Source organism: Candidatus Alistipes pullistercoris, from assembly GCF_027665465.1.
Classification (GTDB): domain Bacteria; phylum Bacteroidota; class Bacteroidia; order Bacteroidales; family Rikenellaceae; genus Alistipes_A; species Alistipes_A hominis.
Genome location: NZ_JAQDED010000012.1, coordinates 44444 through 65928, shown reverse-complemented (window position 1 = coordinate 65928; position 21485 = coordinate 44444). Strand labels below are relative to the sequence as shown.

Sequence of the window (21485 nt, the reverse complement as noted above, 5' to 3'; positions counted from 1 at the left end):
TATGCAAATGTAGGATTAATTTTGTGATAATTAACGTTATCTTTGCTATGAATGTCCGGGTTTTCCGGATATGGAATTCAATTTATAAGATATGCGGGAAAAATCGAGTGTGGAAGAGATCCGGGAACGCTTCGATCACGATGTCGAGCGTTTTTCGAATTTGCAGAGCGGACAGGTTTCGACTGTCGATGCGGCGTTGTCGCTGGAATTGATTACCGAAGCCGCGGCGCGTCTGACGCCTTTGGCGACGGATCTGCTGGACGTGGGCTGCGGGGCGGGAAACTATACGCTCAAAATGCTTTCGAAACGGCCGGGGCTTCATTGCACGCTGCTCGACCTGAGCCGCCCGATGCTCGACCGGGCCGTCGAACGCGTTTCGGCCTGTTCGGCCGGCCGGGTCACGGCGGTGCAACGGGATGTCCGCGAGGCCGATCTGGGCGAATGCCGGTACGATATCGTGCTGTCGGGAGCCGCGCTGCATCATTTGCGCGGGGACGAGGAGTGGCTGACCGTGTTCGCCCGGTTGTACCGGAGCCTGCGTCCGGGCGGCTGCCTGATGATTTCCGACCTGGTCGCGCAGCAAACGGAGGTACTTTCCGCCTATTTTCGGGAGCGTTACGGCGATTACCTGACCGTTCTGGGCGGAACGGAGTACCGCGACAGGGTGCTGGCTTACGTGGAGCGGGAGGATTCTCCCCGGCCGTTGAACTACCAACTCGACCTGATGCGCGAAGTCGGTTTCCGCGAGGTGGAGATCCTGCATAAGAACGTATGTTTTGCGGCTTACGGCGGGGTGCGGTAACCGACGATTGCTCCTGTCCGTTTTTTCGTCCGGGAGATTTCGCAGAACTCCGGAGGAAAAGAGGATGCCGATTCTCTCGTTTTAATCCCGTTTTTGTCTTTTTTCGGAAAACGAAAAAAGGCGGGTCGTGTATTCCAGGCGGTGAAAAACGGGCTGTAAATCCCGTTTCGGTTTTGTTTTTTACGGAAAATGCGAAAAAAGTAATGAAAATGTAACGGGAATTTGTTGTTTATTTAGAAAATTAAATCTAATTTTGAAAACAGAGGTTCGTAAAAGAGGATAGAGCGAACGAAAAAGCGTCGTAACGGCGGCGATTAGTTCCGGTTTGCGAAAGTAATGAACCGAGTAAAAGTAAGAGGCGCTCTCTGTAACGGTAAAGTGCGGTTTTTGTATATTTTTAATAAATTATGAAAAACGTGGATGGCATTTGTTTTTTAACGGTTGTTTTTTTTGAAATTCGAACGGGAGAAAAATCTTTTTTAGGTAGCATAGCTTAACCGTTTAAGTAGTAGTAATGGCGGACCGGACCGCGAAAAAAGCAACGGATTGAATACGAGACGATACCGAATGAAGTAACAAACATAATCTATTAACCATTAATTACTTTTGGCAGAAATGCCGCTTTAAAACTTGATGCGTATGAAAAAGTATTTATTGTTGTTGGCGTCAATCGCCACGATGGGATTCGCCGCTACTTCGTGTAGCGACGAGAAGAACGACGGCGGGGAGGACCCCGATCTGACGACTCCGATCGAGTTGTCCGGCGTCGTGATCCCGACTTTCCAGGAATCGATGAAGGGAGCCAATGTCACGATCCAGGGCAAAGGTTTTCTCGGTAAGGACAAAATCGCCCTTACGCCCCGTCCCAGCGGTACGGCCGTCGAGGTCGCTCCGGCGGAAATTACGGCTTCCAAGCTGGTGTTCAAGTTCCCGAGCGATCTGGCCACCAGCGAAGAAGGTTGGACGCTGACGCTCAAGCGCGGTACGCAGAGCAAGGAAATCGGCACGATGATGCCCGAAGATCCGGAAGACCCCGAACTGACGACGCCGATCGAACTGTCGGACGTGGTGATTCCCGATTTTACCGAATCGATGAAAGGCGCCAGCGTTACGATCGACGGCAAAGGTTTCCTCGGTAAAGACAGGGTGGAACTTAAACCCGTTTCGGGCGGCGATGCCGTGGAGGTTACCAATTCCGAAGTTACCGACGCCAAACTGGCGTTCACGTTCCCCGACGACTTGGCCATCGACGAACAAGGCTGGACGCTGACGCTCAAACGCGGTACGCAGAGCAAAGAGTTCGGTACGCTCAAACCGGTCGATCCGGCGGACGATCCCGATCTGAACACCCCGATCGAACTCGCTTCCCTGTCGGTTCCTTCTTTCGTGGAATCGATGGTAGGAGGGAACGTGACGGTTACCGGCCGCGGTTTCCTGGGCAAAGATAAAATCGTTCTCCAGCCCCGGTCCGGCGGCGACGCCGTAGAGACCGTATCCGGCGAGATTACCGACGCCAAACTGGTGTTCGCGTTCCCCGCCGACCTGGCTGTCGATGCCAAAGGCTGGGTGATGACGCTCAAGCGCGGTACGCAGACGCAGGAACTGGGATGTTTCCGTTCCGCGGTAGGACGCTTTATGGTTCCCGATGCCGCATTCCGCGAATATTTGCAGAGTCTCGTTCCGGACAATAAGTACCTGTTCGACGAAAAGGGCAACGCTTACAAACCCGATGCGGCCGAAGTCGTATTCCCGGACGAAGTGAAATACGAATCTACTTATAAGACGCTGAACCTTATCGATAAAGCGGTGACTTCGGTGGAAGGCTTGGAAGGATTCCCGGATGCTGCGAACATCAAATTCTTCTCGCTGGACAATTCCAAGTTGCAGTCGCTCGACATGACGTTGTTCCCCAACTGCGAAAGACTGGAAGCCCGGAATACGGGAACGCTCGAAACCGTGAATTTCGGCGCCGTGGGAGTCGCTCCAGCCAACGAATTGCGGTATCTGCATCTGAACGGAAACAAAATCAAGAGGCTCGACGTCAGCAACGTTGTGAAGCTTTGCGAACTGACGATCATGGACAATCCGCTCGAATACCTCGATATCCGGAACATGATGGCCAATGCCGACGGATACATGTATTTGTGGAAAAAACCGGGTCGCGCGGCTGTTAATTTCGAATTTACCGAAGATACTTCCGTAGAACGTACGCTGAAGGTGGAATACTACTGGTGGAGATGCGTTTCGCAGTCCAATGTCGATACGGTGGGCGCCGAGCTTACCTGGGTGACGGATAACCCGGCCATCGATGCGCTGAATGCCGGCGTAATCGTGGAATGCTGGACTTACTGGGGCGAAAACGGGCAACCGCAGACCTTGATGCACACGCACAACAAGAACGGCGAGAACCACGAGATATGCGATTTGTATCCGGGTTCGCTCCATCCTTAACTGCGGAGATCGAAACGCTTTAAAACTGAAAAGAATGTCCGTGAGAACGGACATTCTTTTTTCCGATTTTTTTTTGAAATATCCGTTGCGGATTCCTGAAGCCGGCCGGAGGCCGGAATGCACGGGGAACGGACGGAAAAAATTCGTTACACGATTTCGATATGAAGAACAAATTGATCGTATGCCTGCTGTGCGGCCTGATGTCCGCCTCTTTCACAGCGGCTAAAAAGCCCGGTTTCGCCGTATGGCAGCTTTGCGCCCAGGGGCCTTCCCAGATGAATTCCTACGTGTTCGTGACCGACCGGGGACGGGTGGTCGTGCTGGACGGGGGAACCGCTGCGGACGCGCCTTTTTTGCGAGGATTCGTGGCCGCCCTGGGCAACCGCGTCGATAAATGGATCGTCACCCATCCGCATGTGGATCACATGGGGGCGCTGACCGAAATCCTGAAAGATCCTCGACAAATGATTATCGACACGGTTTATCAGTCGCCGATGACCGACGAGCAGCTCCGCACGGACATGAACCGCAAAAAGCTTGCGGACGCTTACTACGAAGCGCTCCGGGATTCCGGCCTTCCGGTCGTAAACCTGACCGAGCCGGGACTCGAGATGAAGATCGACGGCATGAACCTGAAAGTGCTCGGCGTCGCCCATCCGTCCATCCTGACGAATGCCTACAACAATGCGAGTATCGTGCTGAGGGTGTGGGACCGGAAAAAGTCGATGGTCTTTCTGGGCGATACCGGCGTCGAGAGCGGCAAAATGCTGCTCGAAGGTACTTATAAACCCCTGTTGGATTGCGATTACCTGCAAATGGCGCATCACGGCCAGCAGGGATGCGACGAGCATTTCTACAAATCGATCCGGTTCCGCGCCTGCCTGTGGCCTACGCCGCTGTGGGTATGGAACAACGATGTGGGCGAAGGTTTCGATACGGCCTACATGAAAACGATCGAGACCCGCCGCTGGATGGACGAGATCGGCATTACGGAACATTATATCAGTTGGCAGGGGATCGTGAAGATCGAGTAGGGGAATTTGCGGCGCGCGCGCCGTTTGGCCGCTTTGCCCGGCGGACAGCCCCGTTTTAACCGAATAAACTACTGATTGGCATGAAAAAATTGTTTTACTTGTGCGCGGCTGCGGCCGTCCTCGTTTTCTCGTGCGGCAAGGACGAAACGTCTTCGAAGGGCGGCGACGGGCAGCGGCCCGCTCCTCCGGATACCACCGCCGTAACGCCTCCGGATACGACCGGCCGGCCCGATCCGGATCCTTTTCCCGAAAAGCTGCCTTCGCCGGGCCGGATTCCGATCGTCGCCTGGCACGGAGTGCGGGCGAGCCAGGTTAGCGTAGCCCGTTTCCGGGAAGCCGCCGAACTGGGCATCACCGTGAATTACACCCGTTTTTCGGATACCGAGACGGCTTGCAAGGCGCTCGAATACGCCGGGCAGGCCGGCGTGAAGCTGATCGTCGAGTGCGATGCGCTGTATTCGGATACCCGGCGCGAAGCGGCCGTGAAAAAACTGATGAGGTATCCGGCCCTCGAAGCCTATTTCTGCAAGGACGAGCCGCTGTGCAGCGAGTTTCCGACCATTGCCCGGATGATGAACGCGGTCCAGGCCGTCGACCCGGATCACTACTGCTATGCGAACCTGTTCCCGGGCGGGCCTGCGGAGCATTTGCAGGCCTTGGGCGTCGCTACCTACCGGGAGTACGTGCAGCGCTACTTGAACGAGGTGCCCGCCGCTTTTCTGTCGTTCGACGAATATCCGTTGGTGACTAATCCGGGTTCTTCGGTGCGTCTGATCAAAGACACTTGGTACGAGGATCTCGAAATCGTTGCCGACGAGGCCCGGAAGGCGAATAAGAAGTTTTGGGCTTTCGCGCTGACATGCCCTCACGTGGTGTATCCCGTTCCGACTTTGTCCGATCTGCGGTTGCAGTTGTACAGCGATCTGGCTTACGGGGCGCAGGTGCTGCAATACTTTACTTATTGGACGCCGACGGTGTCGGGCGACTGGAATTATCGGATGGCGCCGATCGCCGAAGACGGAGCCCGTACGGCGACGTACGATCTGGTGAAAACCGTGACGAGTGAAATTCAGCGATTGAGCGGCGTTTTCCTCGGAGCCAGGGTTGTTTCCGTACGCCATACGGGGACGTCCGTTCCGAAAGGAACCGTTCGGCTGACCGACCTGCCCGAACCGGTCAGGCGACTGGAAACCGAGGGAAGCGGAGCGGTCGTTTCACAGTTGGAAAATCAGGGGTATACGTTCCTGGTGATCGTTAACCGCGATCCGAATACTGCCATGGGGCTTCGTTTCGAAGCGGAGAGCCGGGTACGGCAGGTACTGAAAAACGGTTCGATCGTGCCGGCGGACGACATTACCGAGATGACGGTTGATCCGGGCGACGCCGTGATCTACATGTGGTAGCGGGTTCCTTGTCCGCATATACGGCAGAAGCCGTATTCTTCGACAGAATACGGCTTCTTTTTTCGAGTGACGGCTCCATGTCTTTTCGGCTGGCCGGCTATTGTTTGGCTTTCAGCGTCAGTTCCTGAACAACCTGTTTTTTAGTATCTTTGACCTTCAGGTTCAGTGCGTCGGCCGTCGCTTCGACTTCGACCGCCCGGTCGTTCGAGTTGATCAGCACCGGGAAATCGCATTCGGTTTGGCCGGCCGGCAGGTAGTGGTACGAATGCAGGTGGCCGCACAGCATCAGGTCGATCCCGGCGTCGTTGAGCACCGGCAGGAAATGCTTCTTGACGTCGAGCGGCCCGTGCCACGTGCTGTTGACCGGCGGAACGTGTATGATCGCCACCTTGAACGGGGCCGTGCGGAACGCTTCGCTCGCGACGGTTTCCTTCAGCCAGGCCACCTGATCGGCGCGGTAGCGGTCGAAGTCGGACAGCCCGTAATATTCGATGTCGCTGTCGGGCTTGTCTTCTCCGCCGTCCATCACGACGAAAAATACGGGCCCCTGGCGGAATGCGTAATACGGTTCGCCGGTCGGGGTGGGGAAGTAGTCGAGGTAATGATCCGAGAACAGGCCGCGCGTTTCGTGGTTGCCGCGTGCGAACAGGAACGGGATTTCGGCGGCGAACAGTTCGGTCGAACGGCGCAGAAAGCCGTCGATCAGTTGTTGTTCGCTGCTCATGTTGTTGACCATGTCGCCGTTGAAAAAGACGAAGTCGCGCTGCTCTTTTTTGACGTCCGACAGCAGCGTCGCCAGCATGTCGCTGTTTTCATGGATGTCGTTGACCACGGTGAACGATACGCTTTGCTGCGCGGCGTCCCGCGTTTTGAAGCGGTACGGTTTTTTGCGGTAGACGTCCGAGCAGATCGTCTGTCCGTAGCTGACTTTGTACGGTTGCAGTTCGGTCACTTCGCGCGAGCATACTCGGTAGCGGTAAAACGAGGCGGGCTTCAGTCCGGTGATCCGCACCGTATGCAGTCGTCCCACCGTCCGTTTGCCGAGCTTGGTCTGGTAATACTGCGGGCGTTCTTCGGCGTAGAAGTGGTCTTCGCCGTCGGGTGCGGCTTCGACCCACGACAGCGCGTCGGCGGAGGTTCCCCAGATTACGGTGGCTCCGTCGGCCGTCACGTTTTGTAGATAGGGGCCGAAGGTGATCTGAAACGGAGTTTGCGCTCCGGCCGACAGGCCGAGGAAAAGCGCGGTAAGTAAAATGCAAAATTTTTTCATGACGGGTTGTTGTTCAGGTTGGATTTGTCCGGGCAAAGGCGGCAGGCCTTTTGCACGGATCGGTAAAATTAGCAAAAATGGCCGGAAAAATCCAATTCCCGCGGCAAAATACCGGAATTCCGCTCTCGGCGGCGTCCGGAAGCGGATGCTACGGACGGTGCGGAAAAGCTGTCCCGGCGGTCGCTTTTTACAATCGGTCCGTTTTTTGGGAGTTTAAATATTCGGCGTCCGGGTTGCTTTTTCGGAAAATAGAGTTTAACTTTATCAAATCAATCTAAAATAGTGTCGCGATGAATGGGTTAAGAAAAGGAAAAATTCTGGTGGTCGGCAGTACCAATACCGATATGGTGGTCAGAACCGAACACCTGCCGCGGCCGGGGGAAACCGTACTCGGCGGAACTTTTTTGATGAATCCCGGCGGCAAAGGGGCCAACCAGGCCGTTGCGGCGGCTCGGCTCGGGGCCGACGTGATTTTCGTTTGCAAGACCGGCAACGACATGTTCGGCATCACCACCCGCCAGCAGTTGGCTCAGGAGGGCATCGATACCCGTTTCGTGTTCATCGACGATCATAATCCGTCGGGGGTGGCGTTGATTTCTGTCGACAGCCGCGCCGAAAATACGATCGTCGTGGCTTCCGGGGCCAATGCGAATTTGCTGCCGCTGGACGTGGCCAAGGCCGAAACGGCGTTGGATGATTGCGATATCGTGCTGATGCAGCTCGAAACGCCGATGACGACGATCGAATACGTAGCCGCCGAAGCCGCCAAGCGCGGCAAGCGGACGGTGCTCAATCCGGCTCCCGGCGCCGCGCTGTCGCCGCAATTGCTCAAAAGTCTTTACCTGATTACGCCGAATGAAACCGAGGCCGAGATCATTACGGGTATCCGGATCCACAATGCCGAGACCGAAGCCGAAGCGGCCCGCAGTATCCGGGCGATGGGCGTGCAGAACGTGATTATCACGCTCGGTTCGCGCGGAGCGTATATCTGCAACGACCGGTTCGACGAAGCGGTTCCGGCGCAGAAAGTGCGGGCGGTCGATACGACGGCAGCCGGGGACGTATTCAACGGGGCGCTGGTCGTCGCGCTGTCCGAAGGCAAAAGCCTTGAGGAAGCCGTGCGTTTCGCAAGCCGCGCATCGGCGATTTCGGTGACTCGCATGGGGGCGCAGTCGTCGATTCCGTATCGCAGCGAAGTCGATCGTTTCGTTCCGTAGGATGTCGAACTTTTAAAAACGAAATTATGTATATCGTAAACAATTACACGTTGGCCGTGATTTTCTGCGTCGTCACGATGATCTGCTGGGGATCGTGGGGAAATACGCAGAAACTGGCCGCCAAAGCCTGGCGTTACGAATATTTTTACTGGGACTATGTGATCGGGTTGCTGCTGTTTTCGATCCTGTCGGCCTTTACGCTCGGTAGCGTCGGCTCCGAAGGGCGCAGTTTCCTGCCCGATCTGGCGCAGGCCGACTGGAGCAATATCGGCAGCGCGCTGCTCGGCGGCGTGGTGTTCAATGCGGCGAATATTCTGCTGGCGGCGGCTATCGCGATCTGCGGACTGTCGGTGGCGTTCCCGGTCGGGATCGGGCTGGCTTTGGTGCTCGGCGTGCTGGTCAACTATTTCGGGGCCGCGAAGGGCGCGCCGTTGTTCATTTTCATCGGGGTGGCGCTGATCGTCGTAGCCATCGTACTGAACGGACTGGCCTACCGGAAAATGCTGACCGGCTCGAAGAAGGTTCCCGCCAAGGGGATCGGGATTTCGATTGCAGCGGGCGTAATCATGGCTTTCTTTTACCGTTTCGTCGCGGCGTCGATGGATCTTACGAATTTTGCCGATCCGGCTCCCGGGAAGCTGACGCCCTATACGGCCGTATTCGTCTTTGCCGTGGGAGTGTTCGCCAGCAACTTTATCTTCAATACGATTGCGATGAAACGTCCGGTCGAGGGCGAGCCGATCTCGATCGGCGGCTATTTCCGGGGCAGTGCGAAGACGCACCTGGTCGGTATCTTGGGCGGTGTGATCTGGTGCGTCGGTCAGTCGTTCAGCATGATCGCTTCGGAACAGGCCGGGGCTGCGATTTCCTACGGACTGGGGCAGGGAGCCACGCTGGTCTCCGCCATGTGGGGTATCCTGGTCTGGAAAGAGTTCAAAGGCGCTCCGAAAGCGTCCGACCGACTGAATGCCTGGATGTTCGTTCTGTTTATCGTCGGACTCGGGTTCCTGATCTACGCGGGGGCTTGAGCGGAAAGCTGGCATCGAAACACTAGCCTAAAAATAGATTCCGATGAGAACGATTGCGAAAAAGTTATTTTGCCTGGGATTTATCGAGTTGCTTTTGTCGTTGATGGTGTGTAGCGACGCACATGCTACCGTTTACGACGCCGATAGATTCGTCAAATGTCCGAAGTGCGGTCATATTTTGCGCGAAATTAGTTGGAGTTCGGGCAATACGTTTAATTCGACGCTATGGTCGGATGGGAAGCTCGATGCGCCGATGCTGCCGTCGGTGCCGTCGTTTGTGCAGTGTCCGGCGTGCGGAGAATTTTTCTATCCGAAAGACAATCATTGCGAGCTTTCACGGCAGCAGGCCGACAAGGTCGAAAAAGAGTATACGAAAGCGCTTAATTTTAGTCAGTGGGTAAGAGCGTTTCCGTTGATCGGGGACAAAAAAATAGCTTACTGGGGTATCTGGCATACTTATAACGATTTTCTCCGCAGCGGAGATAAGGCTTCGTACGATCGGTTACGCAATGTATTTGTTCTTTATGCGTCGAAATTTATCGACGAACTTGATTCGACGCGGGACAAAGACCGTCTTTTCAAAGCCGAATTGTGCCGCGAAATCGGCAGGTTCGACCGGTGTGTCGAATTGCTCGACTGTAAGCAGTTTCCCGATAATATGAAATCTTTTGCTGATAAAGTAAAACAGGCGGCCCTGCGCAAGGACCGCGCTTTGTTCAAAGTCTTCGAGCCGCAAAAAAAGTAAGGGGGAATCAACGTTCCATTTGCGACTTCTCGATCAGTTCGAGCAGCGCGTCGATGGCCTGCTCTTCGGGGATGTTGCGGCGTACCACTTCGCGGCCTTTGTACAGCGTGATCCGTCCGGGGCCGGAGCCTACGTAACCGTAGTCGGCGTCGGCCATTTCGCCGGGTCCGTTGACGATGCACCCCATCACGCCGATCTTCACGCCGACCAGGTGTCCGGTGCGCGCTTTGATCGCGGCCAGCGTTTTTTCGATGTTGTATAATGTCCGTCCGCAGCTCGGGCAGGCGATGTATTCGGGTTTCGAAATGCGTACCCGCGCCGTTTGCAAGATGTCGAGGCTCAGTGCGTCGATTTCGCTCTGCAGGATGGCCGGATTGAGGTTCTCGATCCGAATGGCGTCGCCGAATCCGTCCAGGAACAGCGGGCCGAGATCGGCCGCCGCTTTGATTTGTAAAACTTCCGGATCGCTTTCGTCGTACGTGCGTTGGATAATGACCGGGTTGGTCAGCCCGCGTCCGGCCATCGTCAGCAGCGCGGCCCGCTGCTCGGCGATGCCGTTGAGGTTGTTTGTTTTCAGCAGCACGATGCGTCCCCGGGGAATCCGGTCGACCGTCCGGATATCGGCTTCGAACAGCGTTTCGCGGACGGCGGCCGGGATTTCGCTCCAGATCGCAACCTGTGCGTCGCCGCCGATACCGCCGATTTTTTCGGACGGGCGTTTGCGGTAGCTGTAAGGCGAATACAGGGATTCGTCTACGGCAGGGATCGGCGCATGGTTTTCGCGGCCGGCGAAATAGTCCGCCAGCATCCGCGCCACCGGAATCTCGCGTTCGGGGGCTTCGGTCAGCGAAACGCGGATCGTGTCGCCGAGCCCGTCGGCCAGCAGCGCGCCGATGCCCGCAGCCGACTTGATCCGTCCTTCGCGGTCGTTGCCCGCTTCGGTGACGCCCAGGTGCAGCGGATAGCGCATCTCCTCGGCGCGCATGGCCGCCGCCAACATCCGGTAGGCCTGCACCATCACGCGGACGTTGCTCGATTTGACCGATAGCACCACCCGGTCGAACGCCGCCGCGCGGCAGCGGCGTAAGAATTCCATCGCCGAGGCGACCATTCCCTCGGGCGTATCGCCGTAGCGCTCCATGACGGCCGGGGCCAGCGAACCGTGGTTGACGCCGATACGCAGCGCGGCTCCCCGTCTTTTGCAGATGGCCAGCAGTTCGTCGAACTGACCGCCCTTGTCGTTGAAGTTGCCGGGGTTGATCCGTATTTTCTCGACATGCTCCGCCGCGACGAGCGCCGCCGACGGCAGAAAATGGATGTCGGCCACCAGCGGAACACGGCATCCGCGCCGGTCGAGTTCGGCGCGGATGGCGCCGAGGTTTTCGGCCTCGCGGCGGCCCTGCGCCGTCAGGCGTACGATTTCGCCGCCGGCGGCGGCGATCCGTTCGGTCTGCGCGACCGAAGCGGCGGTGTCGTTCGTGTCGGTATTGGTCATCGACTGGATACGGATCGGGTTGTCGCCTCCGATAGCGGTGTTTCCTATCTGAACGGCAACGGTTTCCCGCCGGCTGTACCGGGTCAGCGAATCGCAAAATTTCTCCATGTAGCGTTTAAATTTTTCGCAAAGTTACGAAACTCTGCCGCAGATTCGGTATCTTTGATCCAAATTCGCGACGGAAGATGGGTTATATTCTCGACAACGACGTCAAGTTTCTCACCGGAGTGGGGGAGCGGCGCGCCCTGCTGCTGCAAAAGGAGCTCGGTATCCGCACGCTCGGCGACCTGCTCTACTACTTTCCGTTCCGTTACATCGACCGCAGCCGCATCTGGCGCATCGGCGAGATCGCCGACGATTCGCTGACTTATATCCAACTCCGGGCACGCATCACCGGTTTCCAGCATGTAGGTTCCGGGCCGAAGAAGCGTTTTATCGCCGTCGTTGCCGACGGTAGCGGTACGGCCGAACTGGTGTGGTTCAAAGGGATCAACTGGATCGAAAAACGGCTCGAAGCGGGGCGCGAATACATTATTTTCGGACGGCCCGCTTTTTTCAACGGCGCGCTGAACCTCGTGCATCCCGAGGTGGAATCCGTGCTCGAACAGGCGAACCGTTTCCATGCCGAAGTGCAGGGAGTGTACAGTACGACCGAAAAGCTGAACAACGGGCAACTGGGCACGAAGGCGATCTATACGCTGATGTGCAATCTGTGGCCGCAGGTCGAGGGACATCTGCGCGAGACGCTGCCCGGGGACGTGATGAGCCGTTACGGGTTGGTGCCGTTGCGCGACGCGCTGTACAACATCCATTTTCCGACTTCGCAGCAGGCGTTGCGGGCGGCCGAATACCGGCTGAAGTTCGAAGAACTGTTCGGCATCCAACTGAATATACTCCGTGAGCAACGCGGTCGGAAAGCCCGTAACGACGGGTTTCTGTTTCCGGCGGTCGGTCGCTTTTTTAACGGTTTTTACAACGAAAAACTGCCGTTCCCGCTGACCGGAGCGCAGAAGCGGGTAATCCGCGAAATCCGGCAGGATACCGTCACCGGCCACCAGATGAACCGGTTGCTGCAGGGCGACGTGGGCAGCGGCAAAACGCTCGTCGCGCTGATGAGTATGCTTCTGGCATGCGACAACGGTTTTCAGGCCTGCCTGATGGCGCCGACCGAGATTCTCGCGACGCAGCATCATGCCACGCTGTTGCGGATGCTCGACGGACTCGGCGTGCGGGTGGAGTTGCTGACCGGATCGACCCGGAAAAGCGAGCGGACGGCGTTGGCCGAAGACCTGCTTTCCGGCGACGTGCATATTCTGGTCGGGACCCATGCGCTGATCGAGGATACGGTGCAGTTCAAAAACCTCGGGTTCGTGGTGATCGACGAGCAACACCGTTTCGGCGTCGAGCAGCGGGCGCGGCTGTGGAACAAAAACCGCCGGCCGCCGCACGTGCTGGTAATGACCGCCACGCCGATCCCGCGTACGCTGGCGATGACATTGTACGGCGACCTGGACGTGTCGGTGATCGACGAACTGCCGCCGGGCCGCAAGCCGATCCGGACACTGCACTACCGCGATGCGCACCGGTTGCAGGTGTTCGGTTTCATCCGCAACGAGATTAAAAAAGGCCGTCAGGTCTACATCGTCTATCCGCTGATCAAGGAATCCGAAAAAATGGATTATAAAGACCTTGAGGACGGTTATGCCGGTATTACGCAGGCGTTCCCGCCGCCGGAGTACGTGACGGTGGTCGTGCACGGCAAGATGAAGCCGGCCGACAAGGACTACGGCATGAACCTGTTCAAGCAGGGCGTCGCGCACATCATGATCGCCACGTCGGTGATCGAGGTCGGCGTCGACGTGCCCAATGCGTCGATCATGGTGATCGAGAGCGCCGAGCGGTTCGGACTGTCGCAGTTGCACCAGTTGCGCGGGCGTGTCGGACGCGGCGGCGAACAGTCGTACTGCATTCTGATGAGCGGCGACAAACTATCGTCCGATTCGCGCAAGCGGCTCGCGGCGATGGTGCGGACGACGGACGGTTTCGAATTGGCCGAGATGGACTTGCAATTGCGCGGTCCCGGCGATCTTTCCGGGACGCTGCAAAGCGGTTTGGCCTTTGATTTGAAGATAGCGTCGCTGGGTAAGGACGGGCAGATCCTGACGTTGGCGCGCGATGCGGCCGAACGGGTGCTGGCCGACGATCCTGAGCTTGCGAAGCCGCAAAACAAGCTGTTATGCGAATTGGCGGCAAAATATGTTTCGAAAAAAGAGACGGATTTCAGCATGATTTCATAACTTTCGGCGCGATTATCCGTTATTTTTAGGACGGAGTACGCGCAGTCGGGTGATTGCGGATCCGGTTACGGAGAATTGAACCGTGGGGAAAATGTTATGAGACGATTTTTTTATCTGTTTGTGTCGGCCGTAGCGATGGCCGTTCAACTTCGGGCGCAGGATGCGTTCGACGGCAGGGCGTTCGGCGACGGCGAACGGTTGGAATATGCGGTGAGTTACAAAGTGTCGTTCGTGATGACCGACGTGGCCGAAGTGATTATCGCCACGTCTTCGAAGGATTACAAGGGGCAGCAGGCTTTTCAGGTCGATGCGCTCGGCAAGACCTATCCGTTTTACCGTTGGTTTTTCGATTTGAACGATCAGTATGTCAGTATTCTGGATTCCGTAACGCTGCGTCCGCTGGAGTTGCAGACCGAGATCCGCGAAGGCAAGTACCGCTATTCCAGCAGTTTTGTTTACGACTGGGAGCAGTACGTGGTGAACAATACCTTCCGGAACCATAAGAACGAGAACAGCAACCACAAACAACTGAAGCTCATCGACGGCAGTTACGATGCGCTGGCGCTTTTTTTCAATCTGCGCGGGTCGGATCTGAGCGAGTTGGAGAAGGCCGGCGGAGCCGGGACGATGAACCTTGTGCTGGAGGATACGATCCGCGTGATCCGTTACAAGTTGCTCGGACGCGAGAACAAGAATGTCCGCGGTACCGGGAAATTCCGGACGCTGAAGTTCCGCTGCCAGATGGCCACTTCGACCGGCGAGTCGTTTGAGGACGGCAACGAGTTCACGCTGTGGATCACCGACGACCGCAACCGGATTCCGGTTTACGTCGAGTCGCCGATCCGCGTCGGTTCGATCCGGGCGCGGCTGCTGAAGTACGAAAATCTTAAATACCCGCTGGATAGCAAAATAAATTAAAAAGTTATTATATTTGCAACTGAAAGATATCTTTTGACGTTATGGAAGATTACAATCAACAGCAGCCGTACAATAACCAGGGTTACGGGAATCAGAACTACGGTAACCAAAACTATGGCAACCAGAACTACGGAGGCCCGAATTACGATTACAACAACAATTACGATCCTGGATACGACGGCGGCGGCCCGAACAAGTCGGTCAAAGGATTGAAGATCATGATTATCATCATGGCGGTGATCCTGGTGGCGCTGTCGGCGATCTACTTTATGCAGGTCAAGCAGATGCAAGAGGATTTCGCTATCGAACGGGATACGCTGACCAGTCAGCTCACTTCGCTGCTGAACGATTACGACACGTTGAAAACGCTGAACGATACGCTTTCGGTTCATTACGAGGGCGAACGGCAGAAAGCCGATTCGCTGTTGCAGACCCTGCAGAAGGAGCGCCGTCTGAGCTATGCGAAAATCCGCGAATACGAGAAAAAAATGACCTATATGCGCGAGGTGATGACCGGGTACATCCGTCAGATCGATTCGCTCAATACGATCAATAAAAAGTTGGTCAGCGAAAACAGCTCGATCCGAAAGAAAATCCTGGATTACCGCCTGCGCGCCGAGTCGGCCGAGGAGAAATCGCAGGAGTTGTCGACGAAGGTGCGGCAGGGTTCCGTAATCCGGGCGCGCGACATACGCCTCGTGGCGCTCAGTAAGTCCGACCGCGAAGTGTCGCGTGCGAACCGCGCGGAACGGCTCCGGGTCGATCTGGTGCTGGTAGGCAACGAACTCTCCACGCCGGGCGAGCGGAACGTTTATACGCAGATCATCGGCCCCGACGGCTATCCGCTGGTGAACGGCAGCAACGCGCTGTTCGATTTCGAAGGCAGTTCGATCACCTATTCGGCGATGCGTTCGGTAGATTACCAGAACAATGATCTGAATGTAAGTCTCTTCTATAACGGGCCGGGGATTACCAGCGGGAAATACCAGGTCAAGATCTATACCGACGGGCATATGATCGGTTCCAGCGAGATTTCGCTGCGATAGAAAAAAAGAAGAATAATCATATAGAAACGGGCGGGAAGTCGATACGGCTTCCCGCCTCGTTTTTTGTAGGTTCGTTCGGGGGGATACTCGGGAAACAAAGGTCGGGCCGCGGAGGCGGGATATGCGTTGCATCGGTTTTTTCTCCTTTGCAGATGTCTCTGCCCATAGACTTGCCGGGGAAGATCGGAATGCGACGATTCTACGGGAAAGGCGCGGACGATCCTTTCGTTCGGGAGTTCTCGGAACGGACAGGTTTTGTCCGGCCGGCTCGTTTATTTGCCGTCGGCCGGCGTATGTTTCCGGCAGAAGCGTTTTAGAAACACAGGTCGGCGATCGTGAAAGCGGCGTAGCAGACGCTGGCAATGCCGTTCGTCGTTCCGAATGCCAGACCGATCCGGGAGAGGTTCTTCGGAGACACCAGCAGGTGTTGGAAGATCAGCAATCCGACGAACAGTCCCGCGCCGATCCAGTACAGCGTGCCGCCCCCGTAATACAGTCCGGCGACGACGACCGCGTAAACGCTGATCAGGTGCAGCAAAATGCTGATCAGGATGCCTCCCCGTACGCCGAAACGCGCCGGGATCGAGTGCAGCGAATGACTGCGGTCGAACTCGACGTCCTGCAGGGCGTAGATCACGTCGAACCCGCCGCACCAGGTGATGACCAGTCCGGTCAGCAGGACGGGGAAGACGGCTATTTCGCCCGTTACCGCGATGTAAGCGCCCACCGGAGCGATTCCGAGCGCGACGCCCAGCACGATGTGACACCAGGCCGTAAAACGTTTCGTAAAACTGTATCCGACCAGCACCAGCAGTGCTGCCGGCGCGAGGAAAAATGCCAGCCGGTTGATCCACAGCGCGACGGCCAGGAACAGCGCTGCGTTGACGATCACGAAGATCAGCGCCCGGCGCGGGGTGATTATGCCCGCCGGGATCTCCCGGTTGCGGGTGCGCGGGTTCAGCGCGTCGATCCGCCGGTCGGCATACCGGTTGAATCCCATCGCCGTGTTGCGGGCGAACACCATTGCCAGCAGTACCTTTACGAGCAGCAGCAGCGAAAATTCCGCATCGGTCGTTTGCAGCGCATAGGCGTAGCCGACCAGCGCGAACGGCATGGCGAAAATCGTATGGCTGAACTTGACCATCGAGGCGTATCGGGAAACGGTTTGCGGACGAATCATAAGGGTGTTTTTTTCAGGATTCGCAAAAATAACTAACTTTGCGTAGCTTTAAAAAGAATGTATGAAGAATATCCGGAATTTTTGTATCATAGCCCATATCGACCACGGTAAAAGCACGTTGGCGGACCGTTTGCTGGAGATGACCAAGACGCTGACCGCTCGCGAGTTACAGGCGCAGGTGCTTGACGATATGGAACTGGAGCGGGAGAAGGGGATCACCATCAAGAGCCATGCGATCCAGATGGAGTATGCCTATCGGGGCGAGAAGTACGTGCTGAACCTGATCGATACTCCGGGGCACGTCGATTTCTCGTACGAGGTATCGCGTGCGATCGCATCGTGCGAGGGGGCGTTGCTGGTGGTCGATGCTACGCAGGGGATTCAGGCTCAGACCATTTCGAACCTGTATCTTGCGCTGGAGCACGATCTGGAGATTATTCCGGTGCTGAATAAGATCGACATGGACGCTGCGATGGTCGACGAGGTGAAGGACCAGATCGTCGACCTGCTCGGGTGCGATCCCGACAGCATTCTGGCCGCTTCGGGCAAGACCGGACAGGGCGTCGAAGAGGTGCTCGGAGCCATTATCGAGCGTATTCCGGCTCCGCAAGGCGATCCGCAGGCTCCGCTGCAGGCGCTGATTTTCGACTCGGTGTTCAATCCGTTTCGAGGCATCATCGCCTATTATCGGATTTTCAACGGCTCGCTGCGCAAGGGCGAGCGTGTCAAGCTGTTCAATACCGGCAGCGAATATTCGGCCGACGAAGTGGGCGTACTGAAACTCAAGATGGCTCCGCGCGACATGATGAGTACCGGCGACGTGGGATATATTATTTCCGGGATCAAAACCTCTGCCGACGTCAAGGTCGGCGATACGATCACTGCGATTGCCAATCCGTGCAAGGAAGCCATCGCCGGGTTCGAGGATGTGAAACCGATGGTTTTTGCGGGACTCTACCCGGTCGAGACCGACCAGTACGAAGACCTGCGCGCTTCGCTCGAAAAACTGAACTTGAACGACGCCTCGCTGACTTACGAGCCCGAATCGTCGCTGGCCCTCGGGTTCGGTTTCCGCTGCGGTTTCCTGGGGTTGCTGCATATGGAGATTATTCAGGAGCGTCTGTATCGCGAGTTCAATATGGACGTCATCACGACCGTGCCGAACGTGTCGTACAAGGTGCATACCAGTAAGGGCGAAGTGATCGACGTGCACAATCCGTCGGGGCTGCCCGAACCTACGCTGATCAGTTCGATCGAAGAGCCCTATATTCTCGCTCAGATCATTACGAAAGCCGAGTTTCTCGGCAGCGTTATCAAACTCTGTATCGACAAGCGGGGAACGTTGCTCAACCAGGTTTTCATCACGCAGGATCGTGTCGAGGTCAATTTCGACATGCCGCTGGCCGAAATCGTGTTCGATTTTTACGATAAGTTGAAAAGCATTTCGCGCGGTTACGCATCGTTCGATTATCACCAGACCGGTTACAAACCGAGCAAGCTGGCCAAACTCGACATTCTGCTGAACGGCGAGCCGGTCGACGCGCTGTCGTCGCTGACCTACGTCGATCATGCTTACGATTTCGGCCGCAGGATGTGCGAGAAGCTCAAAGAGTTGATTCCGCGTCAACAGTTCGATATCGCTATACAGGCTGCCATTGGCGCTAAGATCATCGCCCGCGAGACGGTCAAAGCGGTTCGCAAGGATGTGACGGCCAAGTGTTACGGCGGCGATATCAGCCGCAAGCGCAAACTGCTCGAAAAGCAGAAAAAGGGGAAGAAGCGGATGCGCCAAGTCGGTAACGTAGAAGTTCCGCAGGAAGCGTTCCTCGCCGTGCTGAAAATGGATTGACGTTTCGCTCCGGGGAAAGCGGTTTCTTCCGGGCTGTCCGTACCGGCGCCGACGGTTCGTAAACGGGGATGCCGACAGCCGGGTTGCCGTTTTTTGAGAAAATGCGTTGTTTTTGTCTGAAAATACTTGCTAAAACGGATAAAAAAACGGATATTTGCAACGCTCAATGCGGAAATAGCTCAGTTGGTAGAGCATCAGCTTCCCAAGCTGAGGGTCGCGAGTTCGAGTCTCGTTTTCCGCTCTTAAAGCCTTGATAAAGAGGCTGCAAAAGACAGAAAAATCCTTATGTATCAATGATATGTAAGGATTTTTTCTTTTTAGGCCCCTGAAAGGAAAAGCAGGAAAAGACCGGGGTACGTAATCTGGTTTATTCCGATTTCAGGTTGTTGACCGGATTCTCGTTGGCTACTTTCCAGGTGCGGTAAACCACGCAGGCGGTGACGATGATGCAAACGCTCAGGCCGCCCGCGATAAAAAACAAAGGGTTCTGCGGAACTTTCTCGGCAAATTGCCGTTGCCAGTATTCCGAAACGAAGTAGGAAATGCCGCAACCCAGCAGGGCTGCCGGGAGGGTTATCCTCAGAATGTCCCCGAGGAAAATCCGGAGAATGGTTCGTACCGATGCGCCGTTTATCTTGCGGATGGCTATTTCCTTGCGGCGGCGGTTGATCTCATCATTCGTATAACCGATTAGGCCGATCAGCGAGATGATTACCGTAATCAGACCTCCGATCGTAACATAGATCCAAAGCATACGCGAACTCTCGTACAGTCCGGCTATTCTCGAGGAGTAAAGCGTCAGCTCCAGTTCCGCATCCGGCATCAATTCTTGCAATCTGGAATCCGCTTTTTCTACGGCTTGCGCCGTCATCCTGCGAAACTTCACGAGCAGGTATCTCGACGGAATGCGCCGATCCTGGCGGCCGTAGAGCATGACGGAGGGCCGATCGTCCAGGTTGCCGGCCAACGATCCGATGCGGTAATTCTCGTATACGCCGCAGATCGTAAAGTCTCTCTGCTCGTGCCCCGTGATCGAGATCCGCTTGCCGACCGCACCGTCGGGCCAATCCGCGAAATCCTTCATCCGATCGACGAAAGAGCGGCTTACCATAATTTCATTGGAATGGGATACTTCTTCCGTAAACGAACGTCCTTCGACGACCGGAATTTCCATCAGGGCCAGAAATCCGTCGCCGACGCGGAAATGATCGGCGATCTCGAAACAGGTCTGGTCCGTGCCGGGTAACATCGCCGCGCCGCCCGGCATTTGGCCGAACGGCAGTCTTATGCAGGAAGACACTTGTTCCACTTCCGGAAGTTTTTCGATTTCGTCGGTCAACATCGTTCGAGCCGTCGAATCCAGATCGGTGACCGCGCAGTAAGCCAGGCGATCGTACGAGTATCCCGGATCGCTGTTCAGCATATGCCGGTGTTGTTCGCCGATTACGATCAGCAGCGAAACCAGCAGCGCCGAGGCCGTAAATTCCATGAACAGCAATCCCTGCTTCCAATGCCGCTGGTTTTCCTTGAAATTGCGGAAGGCGGACGCTACCGGAATGCGGGCGAACAGCATGCCGGGGACGAACCCGGTTACGAAAAATACAATGGCGCAAATGCCCGACAGGATGAAAGCTCCTTTGGAGAAGAACAAGGCGGCAAGCGAAACGTTCAGCAATCCTTCGACGGTGTCCCGGCACGCGAGGATCAGCAGGACGGCCAGAGTGAGCGAAAGAATCATATGTACCAGCGTTTCCGACATCGTCATACGGTGGATGTCGGTCCCGGATGCGCCGTACGATTTAGTCAGGGCGATTTCTTTGCTACGGTTCACGATCGCCGAGATCGCAATCAGGATATAATTCATCACGGCCGTGAACAGCAGCGCGAAAGCGAGGATCGCCAGCATGACGGTCATGTTCCGGATATTGGCTTCGCCGGTATGCACTTCCCTTATAGGTTTCAGGAAAAATGCCAATCGGTCGACGCCGGCATTTTGCAGGGCTTGGGGGACGATGTGTTTTTGTTGCATCCGGTCGATGGCCGGACGCAGGGTTTCGGGCGTGACGCCGGGGGACAGAAGCACATAGGTTAGGTAGTGGCGGCCGAACCAGGCCAGGAAGCCTCCGTCGTCCGCTTCCTCCAATGTGACCAGTACGTCGTAGCGCAAGTGCGAGTTTTCCGGCGGATCTTCGAATACGCCTCCGATGGTCAGCGTCATCTCCGGTTTGTTGTCGGAAGCGATGACCGTGCCTTCTGCCCGGTCGATTCCTCCGAGCTTTTCGGCGAACGAGCGCGAAATCATCGCATAGCCGGGCCGGGCCAATACCTTTTTCGGATCGCCCGACAGTACCGGACGCGGCAGCACGTCGAACAGGCAACTGTCGGCCATCAGGATGCCGCCGATCGAGTAGCGCCGCTTATCGGACGTTATGAATTTGTTCCTGTCTCCGCCGATATGGGTCAGCCGGGTTGCGGCTTCGATGCCCGGTACTTCCTCTTTCATGGTCGGAGCGACGATTGCCGAAACGGATTCGCTGACCTTCGACTCGTTTTCGTTGCTCGTGTAGCCCGTCAAACGATAGATCCTATCCGCATTCGGATAAAACGAGTCGTAGGATTGTTCGAAATAGATCTTGGCAATCAGTACCAGACCGATGGCCAATCCGATACTCAGCGAGACGATTTTTGTTACGTTATGCCGTCCCCTTTTGAAGAGCGAGCGTATGGCGATGTTCAGATCCCTCATATTG

The 21485-nt window shown here is 56.2% G+C and carries 15 protein-coding genes and 1 tRNA gene; 12 read left to right on the top strand and 4 right to left on the bottom strand.

The genetic code is table 11. From position 1 onward, the window contains the following. Positions 1-91: 91 nt before the first annotated feature. From PGR91_RS12870 to PGR91_RS12855, 4 genes are all read left to right on the top strand, one after another. Positions 92-802 carry a class I SAM-dependent methyltransferase gene (locus PGR91_RS12870; RefSeq protein ID WP_101573947.1) on the top strand — a complete coding sequence of 237 codons (711 nt, stop codon included), beginning with the start codon at positions 92-94 and terminating at the stop codon, positions 800-802. Between the two features lie 639 nt (positions 803-1441). Then, positions 1442-3253, top strand: a complete 1812-nt coding sequence (locus PGR91_RS12865) for a hypothetical protein (protein ID WP_118657249.1) — start codon at positions 1442-1444, stop codon at positions 3251-3253. Between the two features lie 161 nt (positions 3254-3414). Beyond that, positions 3415-4287, top strand: a complete 873-nt coding sequence (locus tag PGR91_RS12860) for a ComEC/Rec2 family competence protein (protein WP_118657248.1) — start codon at positions 3415-3417, stop codon at positions 4285-4287. Positions 4288-4367: 80 nt separating this feature from the next. Then, a complete protein-coding gene (locus PGR91_RS12855) occupies positions 4368-5690 on the top strand; it encodes a hypothetical protein (protein WP_259336747.1) in 1323 nt (440 codons plus the stop codon). Between the two features lie 97 nt (positions 5691-5787). Here the strand turns inward: PGR91_RS12855 and PGR91_RS12850 are convergent, their stop codons facing one another. After that, entirely contained in the window at positions 5788-6960 is a 1173-nt protein-coding gene (locus tag PGR91_RS12850) for an FN3 domain-containing metallophosphoesterase family protein (RefSeq protein WP_055205095.1), read from the bottom strand. A 290-nt stretch (positions 6961-7250) separates the two neighbouring features. On the opposite strand from PGR91_RS12850, the gene rbsK reads away from it, so the two are divergent. From rbsK to PGR91_RS12835, 3 genes are read left to right on the top strand one after another with little or no spacing between them, the layout of a single operon-like run. After that, positions 7251-8177, top strand: a complete 927-nt coding sequence (rbsK, locus tag PGR91_RS12845) for a ribokinase (protein ID WP_118458272.1) — start codon at positions 7251-7253, stop codon at positions 8175-8177. 26 nt (positions 8178-8203) lie between these two features. Continuing rightward, complete coding sequence (locus tag PGR91_RS12840; protein ID WP_118657246.1) at positions 8204-9205, top strand: GRP family sugar transporter; 1002 nt, start codon at positions 8204-8206, stop codon at positions 9203-9205. 43 nt (positions 9206-9248) lie between these two features. Beyond that, positions 9249-9950, top strand: a complete 702-nt coding sequence (locus tag PGR91_RS12835) for a hypothetical protein (protein ID WP_118458268.1) — start codon at positions 9249-9251, stop codon at positions 9948-9950. A 7-nt stretch (positions 9951-9957) separates the two neighbouring features. On the opposite strand, the gene ispG is transcribed toward PGR91_RS12835, so the two are convergent. Next, positions 9958-11553 (bottom strand): (E)-4-hydroxy-3-methylbut-2-enyl-diphosphate synthase, encoded by a 1596-nt coding sequence (gene ispG, locus PGR91_RS12830; RefSeq protein ID WP_118657245.1) that lies wholly within the window; start codon positions 11551-11553, stop codon positions 9958-9960. 77 nt (positions 11554-11630) lie between these two features. Between ispG and recG the strand changes: the two genes are divergently transcribed. From recG to PGR91_RS12815, 3 genes are all read left to right on the top strand, one after another. Beyond that, positions 11631-13742: an ATP-dependent DNA helicase RecG gene (gene recG / locus PGR91_RS12825; protein ID WP_118657244.1), complete on the top strand. Its 2112-nt coding sequence runs from the start codon at positions 11631-11633 to the stop codon at positions 13740-13742. A 96-nt stretch (positions 13743-13838) separates the two neighbouring features. Then, the gene (locus PGR91_RS12820; protein ID WP_259336746.1) at positions 13839-14660 is read left to right on the top strand and encodes a DUF3108 domain-containing protein; all 822 of its coding nucleotides are present in this window, start codon (positions 13839-13841) and stop codon (positions 14658-14660) included. A gap of 41 nt (positions 14661-14701) precedes the next feature. Beyond that, positions 14702-15706: a hypothetical protein gene (locus PGR91_RS12815; RefSeq protein WP_055205100.1), complete on the top strand. Its 1005-nt coding sequence runs from the start codon at positions 14702-14704 to the stop codon at positions 15704-15706. A 313-nt stretch (positions 15707-16019) separates the two neighbouring features. Here the strand turns inward: PGR91_RS12815 and PGR91_RS12810 are convergent, their stop codons facing one another. Next, entirely contained in the window at positions 16020-16886 is an 867-nt protein-coding gene (locus PGR91_RS12810) for a UbiA-like polyprenyltransferase (protein WP_118657243.1), read from the bottom strand. Between the two features lie 61 nt (positions 16887-16947). On the opposite strand from PGR91_RS12810, the gene lepA reads away from it, so the two are divergent. Beyond that, positions 16948-18735, top strand: coding sequence for a translation elongation factor 4 (gene lepA / locus PGR91_RS12805; protein ID WP_101573965.1), 1788 nt, complete (start codon positions 16948-16950; stop codon positions 18733-18735). A 168-nt stretch (positions 18736-18903) separates the two neighbouring features. Continuing rightward, positions 18904-18976: transfer RNA gene (locus PGR91_RS12800), tRNA-Gly, on the top strand. A 126-nt stretch (positions 18977-19102) separates the two neighbouring features. Here PGR91_RS12800 and PGR91_RS12795 read toward each other — a convergent pair. Then, positions 19103-21481: an ABC transporter permease gene (locus PGR91_RS12795; RefSeq protein WP_055205103.1), complete on the bottom strand. Its 2379-nt coding sequence runs from the start codon at positions 21479-21481 to the stop codon at positions 19103-19105. Positions 21482-21485 lie beyond the last annotated feature (4 nt).